This window comes from Rhizobium zaerense, from assembly GCF_051810725.1.
GTDB classification, from domain to species: domain Bacteria; phylum Pseudomonadota; class Alphaproteobacteria; order Rhizobiales; family Rhizobiaceae; genus Rhizobium; species Rhizobium leguminosarum_I.
Window position 1 is genome coordinate 4,863,685 of sequence record NZ_CM132690.1, and the last position, 22,780, is coordinate 4,886,464.

20 protein-coding genes, 1 tRNA gene, 1 pseudogene and 1 riboswitch are annotated in these 22,780 nt (G+C 61.9%); of the genes and pseudogenes, 10 read left to right on the forward strand and 12 right to left on the reverse strand.

Annotated features, from left to right (window positions below; all coding sequences use genetic code 11):
* Window positions 1-24: 24 nt before the first annotated feature.
* Window positions 25-900 carry a transporter substrate-binding domain-containing protein gene (locus ACS4RR_RS24035; RefSeq protein WP_170256369.1) on the reverse strand — a complete coding sequence of 292 codons (876 nt, stop codon included), beginning with the start codon at window positions 898-900 and terminating at the stop codon, window positions 25-27.
* 581 nt (window positions 901-1,481) lie between these two features.
* On the opposite strand from ACS4RR_RS24035, the gene ACS4RR_RS24040 reads away from it, so the two are divergent.
* A complete protein-coding gene (locus tag ACS4RR_RS24040) occupies window positions 1,482-3,476 on the forward strand; it encodes a methyl-accepting chemotaxis protein (RefSeq protein WP_260297724.1) in 1,995 nt (664 codons plus the stop codon).
* A gap of 262 nt (window positions 3,477-3,738) precedes the next feature.
* On the opposite strand, the gene ACS4RR_RS24045 is transcribed toward ACS4RR_RS24040, so the two are convergent.
* Entirely contained in the window at window positions 3,739-4,119 is a 381-nt protein-coding gene (locus ACS4RR_RS24045; RefSeq protein WP_260297722.1) for a VOC family protein, read from the reverse strand.
* A 418-nt stretch (window positions 4,120-4,537) separates the two neighbouring features.
* Between ACS4RR_RS24045 and ACS4RR_RS24050 the strand changes: the two genes are divergently transcribed.
* A complete protein-coding gene (locus tag ACS4RR_RS24050) occupies window positions 4,538-4,816 on the forward strand; it encodes a hypothetical protein (RefSeq protein ID WP_170279281.1) in 279 nt (92 codons plus the stop codon).
* 85 nt (window positions 4,817-4,901) lie between these two features.
* Here ACS4RR_RS24050 and ACS4RR_RS24055 read toward each other — a convergent pair whose 3' ends face one another.
* Window positions 4,902-5,183, reverse strand: coding sequence for a peptidoglycan-binding domain-containing protein (locus tag ACS4RR_RS24055; protein ID WP_456189508.1), 282 nt, complete (start codon window positions 5,181-5,183; stop codon window positions 4,902-4,904).
* On the reverse strand, window positions 5,158-6,306 hold the full coding sequence (locus ACS4RR_RS24060) for a helix-turn-helix domain-containing protein (RefSeq protein ID WP_456189509.1): 1,149 nt from the start codon (window positions 6,304-6,306) through the stop codon (window positions 5,158-5,160). The genes ACS4RR_RS24055 and ACS4RR_RS24060 overlap by 26 nt, the downstream gene beginning before the upstream one ends.
* Before the next feature lie 353 nt (window positions 6,307-6,659).
* Here ACS4RR_RS24060 and ACS4RR_RS24065 point away from each other — a divergent pair, with 353 nt between their 5' ends.
* From ACS4RR_RS24065 to ACS4RR_RS24085, 5 genes and pseudogenes are all read left to right on the forward strand, one after another.
* Window positions 6,660-7,706, forward strand: a complete 1,047-nt coding sequence (locus ACS4RR_RS24065) for an NAD-dependent epimerase/dehydratase family protein (protein ID WP_162119464.1) — start codon at window positions 6,660-6,662, stop codon at window positions 7,704-7,706.
* Complete coding sequence (gene galE, locus ACS4RR_RS24070) at window positions 7,706-8,692, forward strand: UDP-glucose 4-epimerase GalE (RefSeq protein ID WP_222386690.1); 987 nt, start codon at window positions 7,706-7,708, stop codon at window positions 8,690-8,692. The genes ACS4RR_RS24065 and galE overlap by 1 nt, the downstream gene beginning before the upstream one ends.
* Window positions 8,689-10,595, forward strand: a pseudogene (locus tag ACS4RR_RS24075) (glycosyltransferase family 2 protein). Before galE ends, ACS4RR_RS24075 begins: the two are co-directional and overlap by 4 nt.
* A gap of 19 nt (window positions 10,596-10,614) precedes the next feature.
* Window positions 10,615-11,553: a glycoside hydrolase family 26 protein gene (locus ACS4RR_RS24080; RefSeq protein ID WP_456190170.1), complete on the forward strand. Its 939-nt coding sequence runs from the start codon at window positions 10,615-10,617 to the stop codon at window positions 11,551-11,553.
* Window positions 11,554-11,571: 18 nt separating this feature from the next.
* Window positions 11,572-12,081 (forward strand): DUF995 domain-containing protein, encoded by a 510-nt coding sequence (locus ACS4RR_RS24085; RefSeq protein ID WP_260110000.1) that lies wholly within the window; start codon window positions 11,572-11,574, stop codon window positions 12,079-12,081.
* A gap of 130 nt (window positions 12,082-12,211) precedes the next feature.
* On the opposite strand, the gene ACS4RR_RS24090 is transcribed toward ACS4RR_RS24085, so the two are convergent.
* Both ACS4RR_RS24090 and ACS4RR_RS24095 read right to left on the reverse strand, forming a co-directional pair.
* A tRNA-Gly gene (locus ACS4RR_RS24090) sits at window positions 12,212-12,285 on the reverse strand.
* 59 nt (window positions 12,286-12,344) lie between these two features.
* The gene (locus ACS4RR_RS24095; protein ID WP_017966879.1) at window positions 12,345-13,439 is read right to left on the reverse strand and encodes a 2'-deoxycytidine 5'-triphosphate deaminase; all 1,095 of its coding nucleotides are present in this window, start codon (window positions 13,437-13,439) and stop codon (window positions 12,345-12,347) included.
* 73 nt (window positions 13,440-13,512) lie between these two features.
* Window positions 13,513-13,591: riboswitch (SAM riboswitch) on the forward strand.
* Window positions 13,592-13,633: 42 nt separating this feature from the next.
* Here ACS4RR_RS24095 and ACS4RR_RS24100 point away from each other — a divergent pair.
* Window positions 13,634-14,818: an O-succinylhomoserine sulfhydrylase gene (locus tag ACS4RR_RS24100; protein WP_456189510.1), complete on the forward strand. Its 1,185-nt coding sequence runs from the start codon at window positions 13,634-13,636 to the stop codon at window positions 14,816-14,818.
* Between the two features lie 234 nt (window positions 14,819-15,052).
* A complete protein-coding gene (gene apaG, locus ACS4RR_RS24105; protein ID WP_162119469.1) occupies window positions 15,053-15,445 on the forward strand; it encodes a Co2+/Mg2+ efflux facilitator ApaG/CorD in 393 nt (130 codons plus the stop codon).
* 250 nt (window positions 15,446-15,695) lie between these two features.
* On the opposite strand, the gene ACS4RR_RS24110 is transcribed toward apaG, so the two are convergent.
* The 3 genes from ACS4RR_RS24110 to ACS4RR_RS24120 form a co-directional block, all read right to left on the reverse strand.
* Complete coding sequence (locus ACS4RR_RS24110) at window positions 15,696-16,688, reverse strand: Hsp33 family molecular chaperone (RefSeq protein WP_017966876.1); 993 nt, start codon at window positions 16,686-16,688, stop codon at window positions 15,696-15,698.
* Window positions 16,689-16,766: 78 nt separating this feature from the next.
* On the reverse strand, window positions 16,767-17,681 hold the full coding sequence (argF, locus tag ACS4RR_RS24115) for an ornithine carbamoyltransferase (RefSeq protein WP_017966875.1): 915 nt from the start codon (window positions 17,679-17,681) through the stop codon (window positions 16,767-16,769).
* Between the two features lie 42 nt (window positions 17,682-17,723).
* Window positions 17,724-18,923 (reverse strand): aspartate aminotransferase family protein, encoded by a 1,200-nt coding sequence (locus ACS4RR_RS24120; RefSeq protein ID WP_456189511.1) that lies wholly within the window; start codon window positions 18,921-18,923, stop codon window positions 17,724-17,726.
* A gap of 420 nt (window positions 18,924-19,343) precedes the next feature.
* On the opposite strand from ACS4RR_RS24120, the gene ACS4RR_RS24125 reads away from it, so the two are divergent.
* A complete protein-coding gene (locus ACS4RR_RS24125) occupies window positions 19,344-19,877 on the forward strand; it encodes a GcrA family cell cycle regulator (protein ID WP_017966873.1) in 534 nt (177 codons plus the stop codon).
* Between the two features lie 495 nt (window positions 19,878-20,372).
* Here the strand turns inward: ACS4RR_RS24125 and phoB are convergent, their stop codons facing one another.
* The 3 genes from phoB to pstB form a co-directional block, all read right to left on the reverse strand.
* Window positions 20,373-21,056 (reverse strand): phosphate regulon transcriptional regulator PhoB, encoded by a 684-nt coding sequence (gene phoB / locus ACS4RR_RS24130; RefSeq protein WP_003545181.1) that lies wholly within the window; start codon window positions 21,054-21,056, stop codon window positions 20,373-20,375.
* A gap of 147 nt (window positions 21,057-21,203) precedes the next feature.
* A complete protein-coding gene (gene phoU, locus ACS4RR_RS24135) occupies window positions 21,204-21,917 on the reverse strand; it encodes a phosphate signaling complex protein PhoU (protein WP_017966872.1) in 714 nt (237 codons plus the stop codon).
* A gap of 44 nt (window positions 21,918-21,961) precedes the next feature.
* A complete protein-coding gene (gene pstB / locus ACS4RR_RS24140; protein WP_017966871.1) occupies window positions 21,962-22,777 on the reverse strand; it encodes a phosphate ABC transporter ATP-binding protein PstB in 816 nt (271 codons plus the stop codon).
* Window positions 22,778-22,780 lie beyond the last annotated feature (3 nt).

Below are 22,780 nucleotides of genomic sequence, written 5' to 3' on the forward strand. Positions count from 1 at the left end.
GCGTGAGCAATTTGGACTGCGGCTTCAATAGAGCCCGTAGGGAAAGTAGCGCAGATAGATTTCCTGGAGGCGGCCGTTGCGCGACAGAGTGGCGAGCGCGTGATCGATGGCGGATGTCAGCACGCTGTCCTTCTGCCGCAGCATGATCGTCATGCCCTCGCCGAGGAAATGCTCGGAGAGATAAGGGCCGTCGAACAGCGCGCAGCATTTGGCTGAGGCCGGCGAGGAGACCCAGAAGGAAAGCTGCAGCGCGTCGGCAAAGGCGGCATCGACCTTGCGGTCCTTGAGCGCCGCAAGCAGGGCGTCCTTCGTATCGAACGGCTCGGCCTTGAGGGTCGGGAAAAAGGCCGCCAGCATCGCCTCATGCACCGTCCCCCTGACGACGCCGACCGGATGGCTGGAAAGCGCGGCAGCGGTCTTTCCGTCGAGCGGCACGGCGAGATTGCGCACGAAGCGCGCCGGCAACATCAGATAAGGCCTGGAGAAGACGAATTGCCGCCGCAACTCCGGGGTCACGGCAAGACCGGCGATGATGGCATCGCCCTGTGAGGCGGCGAGCGCATCCTTGAGGTCGGCAAAGGGGAGCGCCTGGATCTGGCACTTGTCTGAAATCTCCAACTCGCTGCAGATTTCGCGGGCGAGGTCGACATTGAAGCCGGAGAGCTTGCCGTTCTGATCGGTGAAATTGAAGGGCGGGAAATCGACCGAGGTCAGGAAGCGCAATCGCACCAGCGAGGAGAGATCGGGCCTGGCAAGACGTTCGCGTGCATCGAAGAGCAGCGGCAGCGAGGGCGCCGCCTGCTGGGCCAATGCGGCAAAACTTGAAAAAAGCGGGCCGAGAAACAGCCCGAGCGCGAAAAAACCCTTCAGAGTCAGGGATGCCAGCTTTGATTGCATCATCGTGATTGTGGTCTCTGGGTTAAGCGCGAAGCATTGCGGCGTCGGCGAGATTATCAGAGTCATGCGTGGTGGGGAATATGCGTGGGAGGAGGGGGAGCGGATGGGGGTTGCCATGCATAGGAAGCCTTCATGCGCCATCCCCGCCCAGGAGTCGACGAGAGCAGCCCCTCATCCGGCTGCCGCCACCTTCTCCCCGCGGGCGGGGAGAAGGGACAAGCCGCAACCTCTCCGTCCCCCGCAGGCCTTTCGCATGGCACGTCCCCTCTCCCCGTCAGAACGGGGAGAGGGTTAGGGTGAGGGGCAGCCATAGCGCGGACTGGACAGCCCTGGCGCAAGTCCCGAGACGACAATTCAGCCCCTAAAAATCACAGTCATCCGCCGCCCACTGTTAGCGCGGAATTAAAGAATATCGCCTCTTATTTGTTGCGACGACATCGGACCCCGCCAGCCGATCGCATGATGCAAGCGTCAGCCCAAACCTAATCCCTAAACCGCGATATTGAAGCAGCGTTTTTTCTGCAACAATTGATTTCAACATCACCGGGCGCGCGAGCACGCCCAGCCAATCGGGTGACATTTCCATGCTGAAGCATCTGAAAATCCGGACAAAAATCATATCGGTCGTGGCGCTCATGGGGCTGATCACGATGGCCGGGCTGGTCTACGTCATCGCCGAGTTCCGCCATGCGGACGCCGCCTACAGCGCCTTCATTGATCATGAGGCGCAGGCTTCGATGCTGAGCGCGCGCGCCAGCGCATCGGTGGTGGCCTCGGTGCTGCAGGTCACCCTGCTTGCCGACATAAAGCCCGATACGCCGGAATTCCAGACGGCGCTCGCCACACCGAGCAAGCTGCCGCAGGCGCGTGACCGCATGAAACAGGCGCTGGCGCTGGTGCCCAGCCGCAAGCCGGCGATCGATGAAATCCAGGCGGGCATCGATGAGATCGAAACGCTGGCGACCAAGATCATCGAACAGAGCAAAGCCAAGGACGGCGCCGGCGCCCAGGCGAATGTTGCCCTGATCAACGCCAAGCTCAATGCACTGACGCCGAAGATGATCGCCAACAATGATGCGATGATGGCGATGCTCACCGATGGCGGCGACGCGCTCTCGGCTTCCGTCAACGAACAGATCGTCTTCTGTCTCGTGCTGATCGGCATCGCCGTTCTCGCCGCCGTCGGCTTCAGCGTGGTCGTCGCCCAGACGGGCATCGCCGGCCCGATGACGCAGCTGCGTCAGCGCATGACGCGGCTCGCCGAGGGCGATACGACAAGCGATGTCAGCGGCCTCGACCGCGGCGACGAAGTCGGCCAGATGGCAAAGGCCGTTTCGGTCTTCCGCGACAATGCGATCGAGCGTGCCCGGATCGAAGCACGCGCCGAAACAGACCGCGACGTCAGCGACAGCGAGCGCCGCGACCGCGAGGCGCAGAAGGCCCGCGAAGCAGCCGAACTCGACCGCGCCGTCACCGCCCTCGGCGACGGCCTGCGCCGCCTTGCCGCCGGCGATCTCGCCTCGCATATCGCCGAACCCTTCGTCGCCCATCTCGATGCGCTGCGTGAGGATTTCAACAACTCGGTCGAGAAGCTCAACGAAACCCTGCATACGGTCGGCGCCAATGCCCGGGCGATCGGCGCCGGCGCCAATGAAATCCGTTCTTCCGCAGACCAGCTTTCCCAGCGGACCGAACAGCAATCGGCCTCCGTCGAAGAGACGGCAGCGGCGCTGGAGGAGATCACCACGACGGTGCGCGACGCCGCCAAGCGGGCCGAAGAGGCGAGCCAGCTCGTCGCCCGTACCCGCCTCGGCGCCGAAAAGTCAGGCGAGGTCGTCCGCAAGGCCGTCTCCGCCATGCAGCAGATCGAGAAGTCCTCTGGCGAAATCTCCAACATCATCGGCGTCATCGACGACATCGCCTTCCAGACCAACCTGCTCGCTCTGAACGCCGGCGTTGAAGCCGCCCGCGCCGGCGATGCCGGCAAGGGCTTTGCGGTCGTCGCCCAGGAAGTGCGCGAGCTCGCCCAGCGCTCGGCGAAGGCCGCCAAGGAGATCAAGGCGCTGATCAGCACCTCCGGCACGCATGTGCAGACCGGCGTCTCGCTGGTCGGCGAAACCGGCAAGGCGCTCGACGCGATCGTCCAGGAGGTGCAGGAGATCAACCAGCACGTCCATGCGATCGCCGAAGCCTCCCGCGAACAATCGATCGGCCTGCAGGAGATCAACACTGCCGTCAACACCATGGACCAGGGCACGCAGCAGAATGCGGCGATGGTCGAAGAATCCACCGCCGCCAGCCATAACCTGGCAACCGAAGCGGCAGCGCTCAACAACCTGCTCGGCCAATTCAGGCTGACCGGCACCGGCGGCTTCACCACGAGCGCGCCAATCGCCACAGCGGCACCACGCGCTGCCGCCCGCCCGGCAGCCAGGGCAGCCCCGATCCGCGTCGCCCGCGAAGGTGCTGCTCGCCCGGCCGCCTCACCGGCCCGCGCGCTCGGCCAGAAAATCGCCAACGCCTTCGGCGCCGGTGGCAGCAAGTCGCCGAGCCAGGATCCCGACTGGACGGAATTCTGAGCCGACCTCGGCACGAGGCACGGCTGTCCGGTTCGCGCCGATGGCTGCCCCCTCACCCTAACCCTCTACCGGGGTCGAGCCACTCGTCTCGACCCGTCCTGCGGACCCCGTAAAAACGGGGCGAGGGGACGTGCCCTGCGAGAGGTGGGCGGGGGACGGAGAGGTCGCGGCATATCCCCTTCGCCCCGCTTGCGGGGAGAAGGTGGCGGCAGCCGGATGAGGGGCGGACGGCGGCGGCCGCCCTTTCCTTTTGGGGTGTCGTCTAACCCGGCCGCCAGCCGATTTCGACGAGGATGTTTCCGGGCGCCGTGCAATAAAACAGCCAGCCGCCGCGCATGGCGGCCGGCGGACCGGACAGGTCAGCACCGGCAGCCACGAGCCCGGCATGGACCGCATCGACATCCGCCCTTTCGGGCAGGATGAAGCCGATGTGATAGGTCTGGCGCCCCACCTCCACCTGATCGGCGGTGCCGAATTTTGCGATTGCGTGGCTGAGGACGATTTCGAGGCCGGCATCGTCTTCGAGGATCGCCAGGCCGTTCCGGCCGCGCATATCCTTCAGTCTCAGGCCGAAATGGCGGATGAAAAAATCCGCGGTGGCAGCGATATCGGGTACGTGGAAGTCGAGGTGGTTCAGGTGCATGACAGTCTCCATTCGAAAAAATCCCGGGACTGCCTTCTGCCGTCTCCGCACGCCGCCGGGATCCCGCATCTTCATGCGGATCACGTCGCGGGTTCTCGTGCCATGGCACGGAGCAGAGCTTCGCCAGAGCGCCTTAACGCTCCAATGGAAGGGATCGGGCTTACCTCAACCGATCCTGCCTTTTTCGACGATGCCGATCTAGCAGACGGCACCGGTTTCGGCAATGGATGGGTCGGCGCGACTGGTGGAACGGGATTTTCACCCTCATATCAGCAGGTGGATGTCGTCCCGCCAGCCGCTCGATCACGGCGTCCCCGGCGACGCCCGAAGGATTGAAGCATGGCATGGGCATTCGTGTCGTGAACTCTATCCGGCGAGGTGTAGAGTGATATTATCCACGGCATTGGGAGGGATGGACATGAAAGCTGCAACTATCGGCCTCGTCGGCACGCTCGTTCTCGCGGGCTGCAACACCGTCAGCTACGGCGGACCGGGCCTCGAACCTATCCCCGGCAGCATTACCTATAGCGGCCAACCGCGCACTAAACTCACCAAATCACCTGTTGGTTCCGCCTTCCCGCATGATTTCATTGACCAATACGGCCGGCAGGTGGAGGAGACCTACATCATCCAGCCCGACCGGAGCCTGATCATCGGCCATCGGCAATACAAGCCGATCCGGTTCTTCGGGGATTAGGCTTGGTCGGCGTGGTTTGCGGGAGATGGAGCGGTGAAGGGCAACCTTGCGCTATGAGCGATCATTGCTGGCATCGCAAAACTGACTATTCTGCGACGCTGCATATCGCCCGGTCATTGGCGCGGCCGGCCAGGTGACGTGGGGGCAGCACGGGTGGTGTGCCCCAAGTGGAACAGCTTGCCATTACCGTGCCGGTGATCTTGAGGTTGTTGTCCTTTTGCATCTGGCTCAGCGCCGCGCGCGTGTCCTCGTCGACGACGCCAGTCAGGAAGCCAGCGTAATGACCGTACGCAGTCAACCCCGACAGCACGTGGATGACGATCCGCCTGAGACCTGTTAGATCAACGCGACAGGGCCAGCCAATCACCGATCGTTTTTCCGTAACGCCGCGTGGAGCGGATGGCCGGAGCCGGCCGCTGTTGGGTTGCCGCCGTCCTTCGGATCTCACGCGGGCTCAGCCCGAATTCGTGGATGAAGGCGCGCGTAAAATTGGCGGCGACCTCGAAACCGGCGGCTTCTGCGATTTCCGCAATCGGCCTGTGGTCGGCCGAATTGTTGAGATCCGCATAGGCCTGCAGCAATCGCCGCTTGCGAATATAATTGAGCACGCCTCCGCTCGCCTCAAACAGCTGGTAAAGCCGCGTCCGCGAAATCCCCAACGCGCGGCACATCATGTCCGGTGTCAGGTTTTCCGAATGGAGATTGACGTGAATGTAGCGGTGCGCCCGCTCCATCAGTCCCATGTTGGTCTGGTTTTGACCGGTGTCAGTCGTTGTGGACGATGCGGCGCCCGCAACGACCATATCGCCGATGGTTTGGATGATCCGGGGCACTTCCTCTATCGTCAGATTGCCGAGGTTCGTTTCGAGGCCCGTGAGATAACCCGTGAGCAACTCGGCGTGGCTGCCGGAAAGAACCGTGTTGCCGGCGCTCTGGAGAAGGCTCGCATCGCGAGCCAGCAGCTCATACGGCAGGAACACTAGCAAGGCTTCGGTATCGGTCATCCGTCCGCGATACGGGCTGCCGACAGACATGAAAAGTATCTCGCCGGCACTGGTCTCGGTGACACGACGGTTGACCTCGGTCCAGGCTTGGCCGCTGCGCTGCAGGGCGACGTTCCAATGGTCGATGGGGCTCGATCGAAGCATGGCCTGATCGCGGACATATCTGTGGGCCTGCGCGCGTTGCTGGACGATGAGGATATCGCCGAGGTGCCAGCCGATCTGCTCCGCGAGGAACCCGTCTTCCGGTGATTTTCCCTCCGGCAGATGAACATCCACGAGCGGCGCCGTATGTGCCCGCCAGGCCTGGAATTGTTCTGCCGGTGGCAGGTTCTGCGTCGAGAATCGCAGCGGCTCAAGTGCAGGGGAGGCATGGGGTGGGCGTTCCTTGCGCAAGGCCGGTTCACGCGGCCAGCGCCGCCGCTCCATATGCGCCGGCCGTTCCTGTTCCGCGGCAGCATCATCGTCGGAATCAGACCCTGTAGTCATCCAATTCCTCCAGCGCATAACCCGACCCGAGCCATGGAAATTGAGAAAAGCAATTGTTTTTGCGGCTGAAATCTCCGCAGAACTCCGTCTGAAAAAGCGGAAGTGCTCGACGAGTCACCTCCATGAGTTGCTTATCATATTCCTTTTCGCTCCGAAATGTACGGAGCGATAATTTCCAGGACGTGAGGATAACGACAATAGCCTTTCTTAGCTGTATCTAAATAAACATCGGTTCGTTCCAAAAGAAAAACCGGACGAACAAAATATTCGCATGATTGAACGACTTAATTTCGCTGTATAGCGAAGTACATACCGAATATCCCATAGCAAAACCTGAAACACGGGAGGTAGTCGTGAACTATCTTGGTAAGATTCGTGCGCGCTCTGTGCAAACTTCGGCTGGTGATGCAAATAATCCATCCGGAATATCTCGTGCTCCCAAGAGAGTTCTTGTCACCGGCGGCGCAGGCTTCCTCGGATCACATCTGTGCGAGACGCTTTTGGCCGCCGGACACCAGGTGATCTGCCTCGACAACTTTTCCACCGGCATGCGGCGCAATATCGTCCATCTGAAGCGAGTCGATCGCTTCAATGTCGTCGCCCACGATATCGTCCAGCCGCTCGATCTGGAAGTCGACGAGATCTATAATCTCGCCTGCCCGGCATCGCCCCCGCATTATCAGGCCGATCCGATCCATACGACAAAGACCTGCGTGCTGGGCTCCCTCAACCTTCTGGAGCTGGCCGCGCGCACCGGCGCACGCATCCTTCAGGCATCCACCTCCGAAGTCTACGGCGACCCGAACGTCCACCCTCAAGTCGAAAGCTACTGGGGCAACGTCAATTCGTTCGGGCCGCGCTCCTGCTACGACGAGGGCAAGCGGTGCGCAGAGACGCTGTTCTTCGACTTCCACAAGACGCACGGCGTCGAGATCAAGATCATCCGCATCTTCAACACCTATGGCCCGCGGATGCGTCCGGACGACGGCCGCGTCGTCTCGAATTTCATCGTTCAGGCCCTGACGGGGCAGGACATCACGATATATGGCGACGGTTCGCAGACCCGCTCGTTCTGTTTCGTCGATGATCTCATCGGCGGCATGGTCCGCATGATGGCCTCACCGTCGTCGCTGACGGGGCCTGTCAATCTCGGCAATCCGGGCGAATTCACGATCCGGGAGCTGGCCGAGCAGGTGATCGGATTGACCGGCTCGCGGTCGCAAATCATCCACCGCGCTCTGCCGGTTGACGACCCCCGTCAGCGTCGCCCCGATATTTCGCTTGCCATGCAGGAACTCGACTGGCGGCCGAAGATCGACTTGTCGAGCGGCCTTCGTCAGACGATCGACTATTTCGATGGCCTTCTCACCCGTCCGGCACGCGAACTGGAGGCGGTCTGATGGATGCGCCCCGGGTCCTTGTCACGGGTGGTGCCGGCTATATCGGCAGCCACACCGCCAAGCTCCTCCGCTCGGAGGGGATTGAGCCTGTCGTCTACGACAATCTCACGACCGGAAACCGTTCGTCCGTGCGCTGGGGGCCCTTCGTCGAAGGTGACGTCCTCGACTCGTCATGCCTGATCGAGGTCATCGAGAAATATGCTCCCGATGCCGTTATCCACTTTGCCGCCTCGGCCTACGTGGGCGAGTCCGTGGAAAACCCAGCGAAATATTACAACAACAATGTCTGCGGTGCATTGTCGCTTATCGATGCCTGCCGGCAGACGGGGCTTCAGAACGTCATCTTCTCATCGAGCTGTGCCGTCTACGGCGTCCCCTCCGTGCTGCCGATCGATGAGACGTTGCCGAAGGCTCCGATCAATCCCTACGGCAAGACCAAGCTGATGTTCGAGCATATGCTCGCCGATTATGCGGCGGCCTACGGCCTGCGGTATGTTGCCCTGCGTTACTTCAATGCCTGTGGAGCCGATCCGGACGGCGAGCTTGGCGAATGGCACGTTCCGGAAACCCATCTCATTCCGCGGGCGCTGCTCGCCGCGGCCGGCCGGATTCCGCACCTGGAGATATTCGGCGATGATTACGATACCCCTGACGGCACCTGCATAAGGGACTATATCCACGTCGCCGATCTCGCGCGCGCCCATGTTCAGGCCTTCACTCATCTCGCCAAAGGCGGAGCAAACCTCACTGTCAACCTCGGCACCGGGCGGGGTTTTTCCATCAGGGACGTCCTGCGCGTGATCGAGGAAACGACCGGGTGCGAAGTCCCGGTCGTCATCCATCCACGCCGGCCGGGCGATCCGGCCAGCCTCTACGCCGACGCCAGCCTGGCCCGCGAGACGCTCTGCTTCCAGCCTCGATATTCCGACCTCGAAACCATCGTGCGGACGGCGGCTCCGTTCTTCGGACTGGAGGCGCGCGCGTGACCGAACTTGCGATTAGCCAAACAACGCATGCTCCGGAACCCTCGCACGAGCCGTTTCTTGTCCCGGTTCTCACAGGACATCGGCGGGCCGAATATCTGTTCTTGACGGCCGTATGGGCCTGCGCCTTCGCCTATTTCTGGATCTGGTGGCTGGAGCCGCGCCATCACGTCGATCTCTTCGGCACAATTACGGTGAGCCTGGTTCTTGCCTGGGTTACCGCTCTGCCGGCCTATTTCATCGTCGTCTTCTATCGGGCGGCAAGACCGAACGGTCCCTTGCGCCTGCCGGCGGGCAGTCGAGTGGCCATGGTCGTGACCAAGGCGCCGGCGGAACCCTTCGCGGTCGTCCGTGAAACCCTGCTGGCAATGCTTGCCCAGGAGGTGGAACACGACACCTGGCTTGCCGACGAAGACCCTTCCCCCGAGACTCTCGACTGGTGCTCCGGGCACGGGGTCTTCGTCTCGACCCGCAAGGGGCGATCCGATTATCATCGGACATCGTGGCCCCGGCGCACGCGGTGCAAGGAAGGCAATCTCGCCTTTTTCTACGACCACTACGGCTACAGCCGTTACGATTTCGTGGCGCAACTCGATGCGGATCATGTTCCCGCGCCCGACTATCTCTTCCACATGCTGCGTCCGTTCGCCGATCCAAAGGTCGGCTATGTCTCGGCCCCCAGCATTTGCGACAAGAACGCTTCCGAAAGCTGGTCGGCACGTGGAAGGCTTTATGCCGAAGCCAGCATGCATGGCTCGCTCCAAGCCGGTTACAATGGCGGCCTGGCGCCGCTGTGCATAGGGTCGCATTACGCGGTACGCACCGTCGCCCTCCAACAGATCGGCGGCCTCGGTCCGGAGTTGGCTGAAGACCATTCGACGACATTGATGATGAATGCCGGCGGCTGGCGGGGTGTGCATGCGCTGGATGCCATCGCCCATGGTGACGGCCCCAGAACCTTCAGCGATCTCGTGACGCAGGAATTCCAGTGGTCGCGCAGCCTGGTCATGGTGCTGTTGCGGTACACGCCGAGCCTCGTCGGCCGGCTGCCGCCCCGACTCAGGTTCCAGTTCCTCTTTTCGCAACTCTGGTATCCGCTTTTTGCGTTCTTCATGTTGCTCATGTTTGCGTTGCCGATCATCGCGCTCGTGCGCGGCCAGAACTTCGTGACGGTGACCTACCCCGATTTCCTGGCGCATTTCGCACCGCTTTCTATCGCTCTCGTGGTGATGGCTTATCGCTGGCGCGCCAGCAGCTCGTTCCGCCCCTACGACGCCAAGATCCTGAGCTGGGAATGCATGCTCTTTCTCTTTGCGCGCTGGCCCTGGGCGCTGGCCGGCACGCTGGCTGCGGTGCACGATTTCGTGACAGGCTCCTTCGTCGATTTCCGCGTCACGCCGAAAGGGCGGTCCGAAGTCGATCTGCTGCCGGTGCGTGTCCTGGCGCCCTACGCTTTACTGGCGCTCATCGCCGTATTGCCCGCCCTGGCAATCGGCCATGCCGGTGCCTCCAAGGGGGTTACTTCTTCACCATCCTGAACGCGGCAATCTACTGCGCGCTGCTGTTGGTCATCGTCGGGCGCCATTCGAAGGAAAATACCGTTGCGGCGGCCCCGCGTTTCTACCGTCCGGCGATGGCGACCGCGCTGCTTGCGCTCGTCGCGCTGCCGGGGCTTGCAACCATCATGCGCGGAAAGGATGCGGCCGAGGCACTCGCCTGGGGCAGCGGCCGCCTTCAGCTGTTCGAAGAGCGCTATGCCGTCTCCGGTGCGGGCCTGGGCGGGACCGCCCTGCGCACGATCTTCTTCAAACCACGATGGATTTCCGATCCGGAGGAGATCCAACTGAGAACGGATGCCGCTCAACCGGAGTTGCGGCCGAGCGTGGAGGAATTACACAATGCATAGCCCATCCAAAATAGCCCTATTGTCGTTAACCGGCCTGCTGCTGTCGGGAGTCGCGGTCCTGCCGCCCGCCCTGGGCAGCTTTGCCGAAGGGCAGCCGCTTGCAATGACGACATCGTCCATTGCGCCGCCGACCAAAATGCCGGTTGTCACGAACGAGTCGATCACGTTCGGCGCCTATGACCCGCACGGAGATTTAGGCGCCTCGTCCGATCTGAAGATCGAACACCTCTTCCTGCCCTGGGAAGATGTCGACCTGCGCACCCTCGCCCTCGCCGACGATTATGCGCAAGCGCGTGGCCGCACCCTGCTGATCTCGGTCGAGCCCTGGACCTGGTCGACCGATTGGCGCCAAACCCCGCAGGAACTGCTGCACAGCATCCTCAACGGTTCGCGCGACGCGAACATGGCCGCCGTCTGCTCGACTGCTGCCAAGCTGAAAAGTCCGGTCATCATTCGCTGGGGACAGGAAATGGACGAAACCGACAGCCAGTTCTCCTGGTCGCATTGGCAGGGCGCCGATTATGCCAAGGCCTATCGCCGGATGGTGGAGGTCTGCAAGGTCCACCTGAAGACGGCCAAATATATGTGGTCCCCGAAGGGCAATGAGGGGCTTCAAGCCTTTTATCCCGGCAACGATGTCGTCGATCTCATCGGGCTCTCGGTCTTTGGCCTGGAGCAATACGACAGGGACAAGACTGGCCGTGACCAGACATTTGCCGAGCACCTTGCGCCCGGATACGCCCGTGTCGCCGGTTACGGCAAGCCCATCATGGTTGCCGAACTCGGCTACGAAGGCAGCGATTCCTACGTGCGAAACTGGGCCGAGAGCGTAACGAAACGCTATCCTCAGTTCCCGGCGCTCAGCGCCGTTATCTACTTCAACGACCGCGAAGTCTATCCGTGGCCGGACGGCTATGGCCGCCCCGACTGGCGGGTCGTCCGCGAAAGTATCAATTGAACAAGAAGGAACCTGACCATGTCCATGCTTCAAAAAATGCTCCTGGCCGTGGCTCTGACCAGCGGTATCGCCACGGCCGCGTCCGCTGCCGGAACCAATGAGCCTAAGGGCATAGAGACCGCAAAGCCGATGAGCAGCGCGGAAATCTATCGGCTCTACAACCAGAATTCCTGGATGTGGAAAGCCGGCGCCGGCTACTTCTCTACAAAGGCGCGTCGCTTTACCGCCTGGTCTCGGGAAAATGGCTCGCCGTCCTTCGGCACGGGCCGCTGGTTCATCACGGAACCGGGTAAACTCTGCTTCAACGCCGACTGGCACGCCAAGACCGGAACGGCGACGGCAATCACCTGCTTCAGCCACCGCAAGAAGGGCGGCCTGATCTATCAGAAACGCGAACCGGACGGTCAATGGTACGTTTTCAAGAGCGCACCGGCACAAGCCACCGACGAATTCGCAAAGCTTCGCCATGGCGACTACGTGAGTTCTCAATTTGGGGGAATTGAGATGAGCGTCAGTAAGACCAGATAAAGGCGAAGTTAGGGGTTGCGCGCGGCCGAGGCGCCATCTGTTTCCTTGTAGGCGCCGATGCCTGCGCGCAACCCTTTTCATAAAAGATCGCGAAGTGCCTTGAAAAGGCGGCGAACGGGCTGAGGGTAAATGGAGCGGGTGAAGGGAATCGAACCCTCGTATTCAGCTTGGGAAGCTGCTGCTCTACCATTGAGCTACACCCGCGATGAAGCGAGATTTCCAACAGATAGGGGCCGCTGTCAAGTCGCGCCTGACGCAACGCTTCAGATGCGGAAGTGCTTCGAGAGTTTGAGGCCCTGGGCCTGGTAGTTGGAGCCGAGGCCGGAGCCGTAGAGGCTTGCGGGCTTTTCCTGCATGTGTTCGTAGACGAGGCGGCCGACGATCTGGCCGTCTTCGAGGATGAAGGGCACTTCGTGGCTGCGGACTTCGAGCACGGCGCGGCTGCCGCGTCCGCCGGCAGGCGCGTGGCCGAAGCCCGGATCGAAGAAGCCGGCATAATGGACGCGGAATTCGCCGACCAGCGGATCGAACGGAGTCATCTCGGCGGCATAATCCGGCGGCACGTGCACGGCCTCGCGCGAGACGAGGATATAGAACTCGTCGGGATCGAGGATCAGCTCGTTGCGGCCGCGGCTGTGGAGCGGTTCCCAGAAATCGAAGAGGTCGTGCTCGGCCTTCTTGTCGACATCGACGACGGCGGTGTGATGTTTGCCGCGATAGCCGATCAGGCCGTCCTTGTCCCCGGCGAGGTCGATCGACAGGGCGATGCCGCCGCCTGATACGTTGGGCAGCTTGCTGGCCACCAGCGTCTCGCTTTCATGCAGCTTCAACAGTTCGGGCTCGCCGAGCAGGGCCTGACCGACGCGGAAACGGATCTGCGACAGGCGCGAGCCGCGGCGCACGACGATCGGGAAGGTGCGCGGGCTGATTTCGAGATAGAGCGGGCCGGAATAGCCTGCCGGGATCTTGTCGAATTCCTGGGCGTAATCGGTGATGACGCGGGTGAAGATATCGAGGCGCCCGGTCGAGCTCTTCGGATTGGCCGAGGCCGACATGTCGGCCGGCAGGGCCAGGCTCTCCATCAGCGGCACGATATAGACGCAGCCGGTTTCGAGCACCGCCCCCTCGGAGAGGTCGATCACATGCAGGCTCAGCCGGTCGAGCTTGTCGGCAACCAGGTGCGAGGGGCCGGGCATGAAGCTGGCGCGCACGCGAAAAGCCTTGGCGCCCAAGCGCAGGTCGAGGCTTGCCGGCTGGATCTGGTCGCGGTCCAGCTCCCGTTCGGAGATCAGACGCCCCGTTTCGAACAGCGCGGAGATCGCGCGATCCGCCAGAATTCCCGTTTCGCGAGCCATCATGCCTCATCCATCATTTGCCGCCGACAAAACCAAACTCGGGGAATTGACGCAAGCAGCTAACAGCAGTATTGCAGAATTATCCCGTGGTGATTTGGCCGGTCGGCTTGCAGCCACGTTAAACAAGTGGCTAAAAAGACCGGGTTGAAACCGGTCTGCTTTTGCGACCGGTTTTTTTGTTATGTGAAGGTGATGGCATGAGCAAGACCTGGCGCCCGGCAACCCAACTCGTCCACGGTGGCACGCTGCGTTCGCAATATGGCGAGACGTCCGAGGCAATCTATCTCACCCAAGGCTTCGTTTACGAGACATCGGAGGCGGCCGAAGCCCGCTTCAAAGGCGAGACGGAGGGCTTCATCTACGCCCGCTACGGCAGCCCGACCAACGACATGTTCGAAAAGCGCATGTGCATGCTCGAAGGCGCCGAAGACGCCCGCGCCACGGCTTCCGGCATGGCTGCCGTCACCGCGGCGATCCTCTGCCAGCTGAAGGCGGGCGATCATATCGTCGCCGCGCGCGCCCTGTTCGGCTCCTGCCGCTGGGTCGTCGAGACGCTGGCGCCGAAATACGGCATCGACTGCACGCTGATCGACGGCCGGGATCTGGCGAACTGGGAAAAGGCGATCACGGCGAAGACCAAGGTGTTCTTCCTGGAAAGCCCGACCAATCCGACGCTCGAAGTGATCGATATCGCAGGCGTCGCCAAGCTCGCCAACCAGATCGGCGCTAAGGTCGTCGTCGACAACGTCTTTGCGACGCCGCTGTTCCAGAAGCCGTTGGAGCTCGGCGCCCATATCGTCGTCTATTCCGCCACCAAGCATATTGACGGGCAGGGCCGCTGCCTCGGCGGCGTCGTGCTTTCCGACAAGGAATGGATCGACGAGAACCTGCACGACTATTTCCGCCATACCGGCCCGGCGATGTCGCCTTTCAATGCCTGGACGCTGTTGAAGGGCATCGAGACGCTGCCGCTGCGCGTGCGCCAGCAGACCGAGAATGCGGCGAAGATCGCCGATTTCCTGGCCGAGCAAGGCAAGATCGCCAAGGTGATCTATCCCGGCCGCAAGGACCACCCGCAGGCCGATATCATCGCCAAGCAGATGACCGGCGGTTCGACGCTGGTCGCCTTCGAGCTGAAGGGCGGCAAGGATGCGGCCTTTGCGCTGCAGAACGCGCTCGAGATCGTCAAGATCTCCAACAATCTCGGCGACAGCAAGAGCCTGATCACCCATCCGGCGACGACGACGCACAAGAACCTGACGGATGAGGCGCGCGCCGAACTCGGCATTTCTCCGGGCACGGTCCGGCTTTCGGCCGGAATCGAGGATACCGACGACCTGATCGAGGATTTCGCGCGGGCGCTTGCCAAGGTTTCGGCCTGATCGACAATGGCGGCCGGACCCCACCCGGGTTCGGCCGGATCTCACCAAGGTGAGGCCGGGGGGAACAAGTTTGCCCGCCGGGGCGTTCCGAAACGGAATTAACACTGACAATTAGGCTTAACGATCGAAAACCTTTCGGATCACAGCCGTTTCAGCAATGATAATTGTTCCGTTTCTTGACGGACAGGGCCTCTTATAAGATACGGGTAACATATCTTGACTAAGGTGCAAGGCATGTATCGCGCCCTCACAAGAGAGATCGAAGTCGTCGTCGAGCCGTTCTATCTGGAGGAGCAATCCGATCCGGAAGACGATCGCTATGTCTGGGGTTACCGGATCGTCATCAGCAACAATTCCAACATAGCCGTTCGGCTGGTCAATCGTTACTGGAACATCACCGACCAGAACGGCCAGGTGGACGAGGTGACCGGTCCCGGCGTTGTCGGCGAACAGCCGCGGCTCGGCCCCGGCGACACCTACGAATATTCTTCCGGCTGCCCGCTCGATACGCCCTCAGGGCTGATGTTCGGCCATTACCAGATGGAAACGGACGAAGGAGAGATGTTCGATGTCGACATCCCCGCCTTTTCGCTGGATTCCCCGGGTCTGCTGCGGGTGCTTAACTGAGGCGCAACAATTGAGAGGTCATTTTCCGTCAGCGCCACGTTTCTGAGACGTCTTCGACGCCCGGCTTCTGGGAGATTGCTGAGACCTGCCCCTCATCCGCCTGCCGGCACCTTCTCCCCGCTCTTGCGGGGCGAAGGGGACGTGTCGCGACCTCTCCGTTTCCCACCAACCTTTCGTATGGCACGTCCCCTCGCCCCGTTTTTACGGGGAGAGGGTTAGGGTGAGGGGCAGCCATTCGCGCGAACCAAGCCTATTCGGCCGGCTGAAGCTCGGCCGGCTCGAAGCGGTAGGTGGTCGAGCAGAATTCGCAGGTGACGGCGATTTCGCCGTTTTCCTGGCTGGCTTCGATCTCCTCGGCCGAAAAGCCCTTCAGCACGCCCTTGATCTTGTCGCGCGAGCAGCTGCAGCGGTCGAAGACGGCGCGCGGTTCGTAGACGCGGACGCCACGCTCGTGGAACAGGCGAAACAGCAGCCGCTCGGTACCGACAAGCGGATCGGTGAGTTCATCGGCATCGATGGTCTCGACCAGCGAACGTGCTTCGAGCCAGGCGTCGTCCTCGCCGTGCGGGCGGCTGCCGGTGTCGCCGTCGCCGCCGTGGAGATCCGGCTGGCGCATGCGCTCCGGCGCTTCCGGCAGGAATTGGGCGACGAGGCCGCCTGCCCGCCAGCGATGGCGCGGCTTGCCGGCATCGTCACGATCGAAGAGCTCGGCCGCGGCAAGGCGGACGCGCGTCGGGATCTGCTCCGACTGGCGGAAATAGACGCCGGCAATTTCTTCCAGCGTCGTGCCGTCGAGCGGAACGATGCCCTGGTAGGGCTGGCTGAACTTGCCCTGGTCGATGGTAAAGGCGAGCACGCCCCTGCCGAGCAATTGCTCCGGCTCGGTTTCGCCTGACTCGATCGCCTTGTTGAGCAGCGCCCGATCGAAACGGGCATAGGCGCGGACATTCTCCGGCGTCGAGAAATCGGCGACGAGAAGATCGACCGGGCCGTCGCCCTTGGTCTGCACCGTGAACTTACCGTCGAACTTCAGCGAGGTGCCGAGCAGCACCGTCAGCACGACGACTTCGGCAAGCAGCCGAGCAACTGGCGCGGGATAATGATGGCGCTCGAGGATCGCATCGAGCATCGGGCCGAGCTGGACGGCGCGGCCGCGCACATCCAGCCCCTCCACCTGGAAGGGGACGACATGGTCATCGCCGGCGAAATCGAACTGGCCGAGGGCGGCTGCAGCTTCTGCCATGGCTTTCACTCCTAGTTTTCAGAGCGATGGGCCAGCGTGCCCTTCGCTCACGCGGTCGCAAGTTTGTGCGATTATGGTTCAGATCGCGCCCAGGCACCAAGCAAGAATCGACTTCTGCGCATGAAGACGGTTTTCCGCCTCATCGAAGACCACGGATTGCGGACCGTCGATCACTTCGTCCGTCACTTCCTCACCGCGATGGGCGGGCAGGCAATGCATGAACAATGCATCATTGCCGGCTTTTGCCATCAAGGCCGCGTTGACCTGATAAGGCTGGAAGACATTGTGACCCCGGGCCCGATGTTCCTGATTCATGGAGACCCAGGTATCGGTCACCACGCAATCGACGCCGGCGACCGCACGGTCGGCATCATGGCAAAGCATGATTTCGGCGCCCTCATTGCGGGCCCAGTTCAGATAGTGATCCTTTGGCTCCGAGCCAAGGGGTACGGCCATGTTCATGCGGTAGCCGAAACGCGCGGCACCCTCGACCAGCGAATGCAGCACGTTGTTGCCGTCGCCAGTCCAGGCGATGGTCTTGCCCTTGATCGGGCCGCGGTGCTCTTCGAAGGTCATAATATCGGCCATGATCTGGCAGGGATGGGTGTCATCCGTCAGCGCATTGATCACAGGCACGGTCGCGTGCTCGGCGAGCTCGACCAGCCGCGAATGCTCGGTGGTGCGGATCATGATCGCATCGACATAGCGCGACAGCACCTTGGCGGTGTCGCCGATCGTCTCGGCGCGGCCAAGCTGCATCTCGGTGCCGGACAGAAAGAGTGTTTCGCCGCCGAGCTGGCGCATGCCGACGTCGAAGGAGACGCGGGTGCGCGTCGACGGCTTCTCGAAGATCATCGCCAGCATCTTGCCGGCGAGCGGCTTATCGCCCTGGCCTGCCTTAAAGGCCTGCTTGCGGGAAAGCGCATCGTTCATGATGGTTCTGAGATCGGCTGATGTGACCGCCGAAAGATCTAGGAAATGTTTAGGGCTCATATCGTCTTCTTACCTGTGCTGCGCCCGAAGGCGGCAATCTCTTCAAGCCGTCTTCTTAACCTTGGAGGCGCGAATGCTCTCGGCGGCGCGCTCGACGCGGGCCAGACCCTCGCGGGCTTCCTCGGCGGTGACCACGAGCGGCGGAAGAAGGCGGATGACGTTGTCGCCGGCGGGCACGCCGAGCAGATGGGCGGCGCGGATCGCCTGCAGCAGTTCGGCTGAGGGAACGGCGGCCTTGATGCCGAGCAACAGCCCCTCGCCTCTGATATCCTCGATCACATCGGGATAACGATCCTTCAGCGAAGCGAGGCCCTGACGAAAGACAAGCGCTACGTCGCGCACATGCTGGAGGAAGCCATCGGCAAGGATGATGTCGAGCACGGCGCTGCCGACGGCCATGGCAAGCGGATTGCCGCCATAGGTCGAGCCATGGGTGCCGGCCTTCATGCCGGAGGCGGCCTCCGACGTGGCAAGGCAGGCGCCGAGCGGGAACCCGCCGCCGATGCCCTTGGCGACAGCCATGATATCGGGCGTGATACCCGACCATTCATGGGCGAAGAGCTTGCCGGTGCGGCCGACGCCGGTCTGGACCTCGTCGAGGATCAACAGCAGGCCGTTCTCGTCGCAGAGCTGGCGAAGCGCCCTCATGAACTCGTTGGTGGCAGGGCGCACGCCGCCCTCGCCCTGCACCGGCTCGATGAGGATGGCGGCCGTCGCATCGGTGATCGCGGCGCGAACCGCTTCGATGTCTCCGAAAGCCACCTGATCGAAACCCGGCGCCTTCGGGCCGAAGCCTTCGAGATATTTTTCCTGGCCGCCGGCGGCGATGGTCGCCAGCGTCCGTCCGTGGAAGGCGCCTTCGAAGGTGATGATATGGAAGCGCTCGGGATGACCCTTGGAAAACTGATAGCGGCGCGCCGTCTTGATCGCGCATTCGAGCGCCTCGGCGCCCGAATTGGTGAAGAACACCTTGTCGGCGAAGGTGGCGTCCGTCAGCCGTTTTGCCAGACGCTCCTGGCCGGGGATCTCATAGATGTTCGACAGGTGCCAAACCTTGTCGGCCTGCTCCTTCAGCGCGCCGACAACATGCGGATTGCTGTGGCCGACGGAGGTGACGGCGACGCCGGCGCCGAAATCGAGATATCGCTCGCCAGTTTCGGTGATCAGCCATACGCCCTCGCCTCGCTCGAACCGCAGCGGGGCACGAGAATAGGTGTCATAAAGCGGCGCGGCTTCAGCCATGGCGCGATCTCCATCAAAGTTGCCGGGCAATGACTCCGGCTAAGGAAACCAGGCCCGAAAAATCAAAAATGCCGCCTTGCGGCGGCGAGTGGCACTATTTCCTTTTCGCGCTGCAATGTCAACAAAACGGCGCCCTTAGCGTATGCAGCAAGAGTGTACAGCGGCATTTCCAGTCATCAACAGGCATTATTGCAGAAATGACACGCAGGGGCAGCAAGTTGGGGAAAACTACGAATTCGATTCATCCGGATTCATGCGACTCTTGTCACGGAGTCAGGCTCACACTAGGTTAAAGATCAATTACTAGACTGCATGCGGCGGAACTAGTCACCAAAATTGATCAAGCGTTTCTTGTTTCGGAGCTCCCGGGACAACGGTGAGGGATTCTGCCATCACCAACGCAGAAGGTGGAGACAGGGCATGAACTGGACAGACGAGCGGGTCGAGAAACTCAAGAAACTTTGGGCCGAAGGACTGAGCGCCAGCCAGATCGCTGCGCAGCTTGGCGGGGTCAGCAGAAACGCGGTCATCGGCAAAGTGCACCGGCTGTGCCTTCCCGGCCGTGCCAAGGCCGGCGGCACCAACACCGCGGCGCGAACGCCGAAGCGCAATACCTCGGCGCCGCGCGCGCCGAACTACGCCTCACGGGTCACCACCCGCACCGTTACCCGCCAGCAGGGCGCGACCATGCTGAAGGAAGAGATCGAGATCGAAACGATCGAGGAAATGGAATACGTGCCGAGAGGCAATGTGGTCGTGCCGATTTCGCGACGCCTCGGCCTGACGGAGCTGACCGAACGCACCTGCAAGTGGCCGGTCGGCGATCCGCTGAAGGACGACTTCCATTTCTGCGGCTGCGAATCCCCCGACAATTCGCCTTATTGCGGCTATCACCAGAAGCTTGCCTACCAGCCGGTCAACGAACGCCGCCGGGCGGCAGCCCGGGCCAGCTGAGCGGGTGATCATTGCTAGAATGACGAAACGGGCCAAGTGGCCCGTTTTTTTGTAATTGGATGGAAGCTGTCGGGCGTTCAGTTCGTTGAGAACGCCGACTTGCCCTTATCCGGCTGCCGCCACCAACCAGGGTCGCGCCATGGGTCTCGACCCTTCCTCCGGTTCTCAAAGGGGCGAAGGGACATGCCGCAACATCTCGATTCCCTCTTCTCCCCTCGGGGAGAAGGTGCCCGTAGGGCGGATGAGGGGGGCCGGGGAAGCCGGTCTTTCTTATAACACCATGAGGGCTTCGACCGCGTTGGCGTCGTTTCGACCGTGTTCGGGGCGCAGCCGTTCGGCATGTGGGATAGGTTATCACGGAAAGAGTGTGCCGTGTGGCCCCCTCATCCGCCTGCCGGCACCTTCTCCCCGAGGGGAGAAGAGATTGTGCCGCAACCTTCTCCGTCCCCACCAACCTTTCGCAGGGCACGTCCCCCTCACCCAGAACGAAAGCCCTCAGGCTTCCATCGAATAGCCGGCGCCGCGGACGGTGCGGATGACGTCTTGCATGTTGGAGAAATTCAGCGCCTTGCGCAGGCGGCCGACATGGACGTCGACGGTGCGCTCGTCGACATAGATATCGTGGCCCCAGACGCCATCCAACAGCTGCGAGCGGGAGAAGACCCGGCCCGGCGACGACATCAGGAATTCCAGCAGGCGGAATTCGGTGGGGCCGAGGCGGACTTCACGGGTCTTGCGATGGACGCGATGAGTTTCGCGGTCGAGCTCGATGTCACCGCATTTCAGCACCGTCGACAGCACCTCGGGACGGGCGCGGCGCAGCATCGCCTTGACGCGGGCAACGAGTTCGGGAGTCGAGAAGGGCTTGACGACATAATCGTCGGCGCCCGTCGACAATCCGCGGACACGCTCGCTCTCTTCGCCGCGCGCCGTCAGCATGATAATCGGCAGGCGCTCGGTTTCCGGCCGCATGCGCAGCCGCCGGCAAAGCTCGATGCCGGAGACCCCGGGCAGCATCCAATCGAGGATAAGAAGATCTGGCGTGCGCTCCTGAAGCCGCATTTCGGCTTCGTCGCCACGAAGGATGGTATCGACCTCGAAGCCTTCCGCTTCGAGATTGTAGCGAAGAAGCACGCTGAGGGCTTCCTCGTCTTCAACAACTGCAACTCTCGGGATCATGCGTATCGGTCTCCTCGCGCATGATCCTTAAACCGGGGGTGATTTAAGCAATGCATCCTGCGCAAACTCAGAAATTGGCTGCGACCTCTTTGCGCGCCCGGACGGGCGCGCACGCAATTGACTGGTCCGGGCGCCTGGCCCGGACGGTTATTCCGTGACCGCGCCGACGGTGTTGGCGCTGTCGTCCTTCGGACGGTCGCCTTCCGGCTGCGCGCCTGTCGTCATGTAAAAGATCGTTTCGGCGATGTTGGTGGCGTGGTCGCCGATGCGCTCGATGTTCTTGGCGCAGAAGAGAAGATGCGTGCAACTGGTGATGTTGCGCGGATCTTCCATCATGTAGGTCAGGAGCTCGCGGAACAGCGAGGTGTACATCGCGTCGATCTCGTTGTCGCGTTCGCGGATCGCATTCGCCTTGTCGGCGGAACGATTGGTGTAGACGTCGAGCACTTCCTTGAGCTGGACGAGCGCCAGCTCGGACAGATGCTCGAGGCCGCGGGCGAGCTTGCGGGGAACGCCGGTGCTTTGGACGGCGATGACGCGCTTGGCAGTGTTCTTGCCGAGGTCGCCGACGCGTTCGAGATCGGCGGCGATGCGGATCGAACCCATGATTTCGCGCAGGTCCGCAGCCATCGGCTGACGGCGGGCAATGGTGACGATCGCCTTGTCGCCGATTTCGCGTTCGGCGTGATCGAGGATCACGTCGTCGGAGATGACCTTCTGCGCCAGCGCGGTATCGCCATTGACGAGCGCCCGGACGGATTCGGCGACCATCTGCTCGGCCAGACCGCCCATTTCGGAAATCCGCCTGGACAGGAACTTCAGATCATCATCATAAGCAGAATAAATATGTGTCGATGCCATGGGGCTTTATCCTCGAATAACGGGAAGGCTTGGTGTCGCCAAAATCAGCCGAAACGACCCATGATGTAGTCCTGGGTGCGCGGGTCGTCGGGATTGGTGAACATCTTGTCGGTGTCGTTTTCCTCGACAAGATTGCCAAGGTGGAACATGGCGGTGCGCTGCGAGACACGCGCGGCCTGCTGCATGGAGTGGGTGACGATGACGATCGTGTAGTTCTCGCGCAACTCGTGGATCAGTTCCTCGACCTTGGCGGTGGCGATCGGGTCGAGCGCCGAGCAGGGCTCGTCCATGAGGATGACCTCAGGGCTGACGGCAACGGCACGGGCAATGCAGAGGCGCTGCTGCTGACCGCCGGACAGGCCGGTGCCGGATTCATGCACGCGGTCCTTGACTTCGTTCCAGAGACCGGCGCGCTGCAGGCTGGTCTCGACGATCTGGTCGAGGTCGGCCTTCGACTTGGCAAGGCCATGGATGCGCGGGCCGTAGGAGACGTTTTCGTAGATCGTCTTCGGGAACGGGTTCGGCTTCTGGAAGACCATGCCGACGCGGGCGCGAAGTTCGACGACGTCGATATCGGGATCATAGATATCGTCGGTATCAAGCGTGATCTTGCCGGTGACGCGGCAGCCGTCGATCGTGTCGTTCATGCGGTTGAGGCACCGCAGGAAGGTTGACTTGCCGCAGCCGGACGGGCCGATCAGGGCGGTTACGGTGTTTTCGCGGACGTTCAGGTTCACATCGAAAAGCGCGCGCTTCTCGCCATAGTAAACCGAGACTTCCTTTCCGATCATCTTATACGGGACGTTGCTCATCTTGCGATCCAGCGCCTTTTCAACTGCAGCTTCCGTCAACATGTTCATGAT

Excerpts from the sequence above, each read along its gene's own strand:
- ACS4RR_RS24060 (WP_456189509.1), bottom strand. The coding sequence starts at position 6,306 with ATGACTACAGGGTCTGATTCCGACGATGATGCTGCCGCGGAACAGGAA.
- argF (WP_017966875.1), bottom strand. The coding sequence starts at position 17,681 with ATGAGCCCTAAACATTTCCTAGATCTTTCGGCGGTCACATCAGCCGAT.
- phoB (WP_003545181.1), bottom strand. The coding sequence starts at position 21,056 with ATGATCCCGAGAGTTGCAGTTGTTGAAGACGAGGAAGCCCTCAGCGTG.
- ACS4RR_RS24050 (WP_170279281.1), top strand. The coding sequence starts at position 4,538 with ATGAAAGCTGCAACTATCGGCCTCGTCGGCACGCTCGTTCTCGCGGGC.
- phoU (WP_017966872.1), bottom strand. The coding sequence starts at position 21,917 with ATGGCATCGACACATATTTATTCTGCTTATGATGATGATCTGAAGTTC.
- ACS4RR_RS24095 (WP_017966879.1), bottom strand. The coding sequence starts at position 13,439 with ATGATGGCTCGCGAAACGGGAATTCTGGCGGATCGCGCGATCTCCGCG.
- ACS4RR_RS24120 (WP_456189511.1), bottom strand. The coding sequence starts at position 18,923 with ATGGCTGAAGCCGCGCCGCTTTATGACACCTATTCTCGTGCCCCGCTG.
- ACS4RR_RS24085 (WP_260110000.1), top strand. The coding sequence starts at position 11,572 with ATGTCCATGCTTCAAAAAATGCTCCTGGCCGTGGCTCTGACCAGCGGT.
- pstB (WP_017966871.1), bottom strand. The coding sequence starts at position 22,777 with ATGAACATGTTGACGGAAGCTGCAGTTGAAAAGGCGCTGGATCGCAAG.
- galE (WP_222386690.1), top strand. The coding sequence starts at position 7,706 with ATGGATGCGCCCCGGGTCCTTGTCACGGGTGGTGCCGGCTATATCGGC.
- ACS4RR_RS24045 (WP_260297722.1), bottom strand. The coding sequence starts at position 4,119 with ATGCACCTGAACCACCTCGACTTCCACGTACCCGATATCGCTGCCACC.
- apaG (WP_162119469.1), top strand. The coding sequence starts at position 15,053 with ATGTATCGCGCCCTCACAAGAGAGATCGAAGTCGTCGTCGAGCCGTTC.
- ACS4RR_RS24040 (WP_260297724.1), top strand. The coding sequence starts at position 1,482 with ATGCTGAAGCATCTGAAAATCCGGACAAAAATCATATCGGTCGTGGCG.
- ACS4RR_RS24035 (WP_170256369.1), bottom strand. The coding sequence starts at position 900 with ATGATGCAATCAAAGCTGGCATCCCTGACTCTGAAGGGTTTTTTCGCG.
- ACS4RR_RS24110 (WP_017966876.1), bottom strand. The coding sequence starts at position 16,688 with ATGGCAGAAGCTGCAGCCGCCCTCGGCCAGTTCGATTTCGCCGGCGAT.
- ACS4RR_RS24100 (WP_456189510.1), top strand. The coding sequence starts at position 13,634 with ATGAGCAAGACCTGGCGCCCGGCAACCCAACTCGTCCACGGTGGCACG.
- ACS4RR_RS24125 (WP_017966873.1), top strand. The coding sequence starts at position 19,344 with ATGAACTGGACAGACGAGCGGGTCGAGAAACTCAAGAAACTTTGGGCC.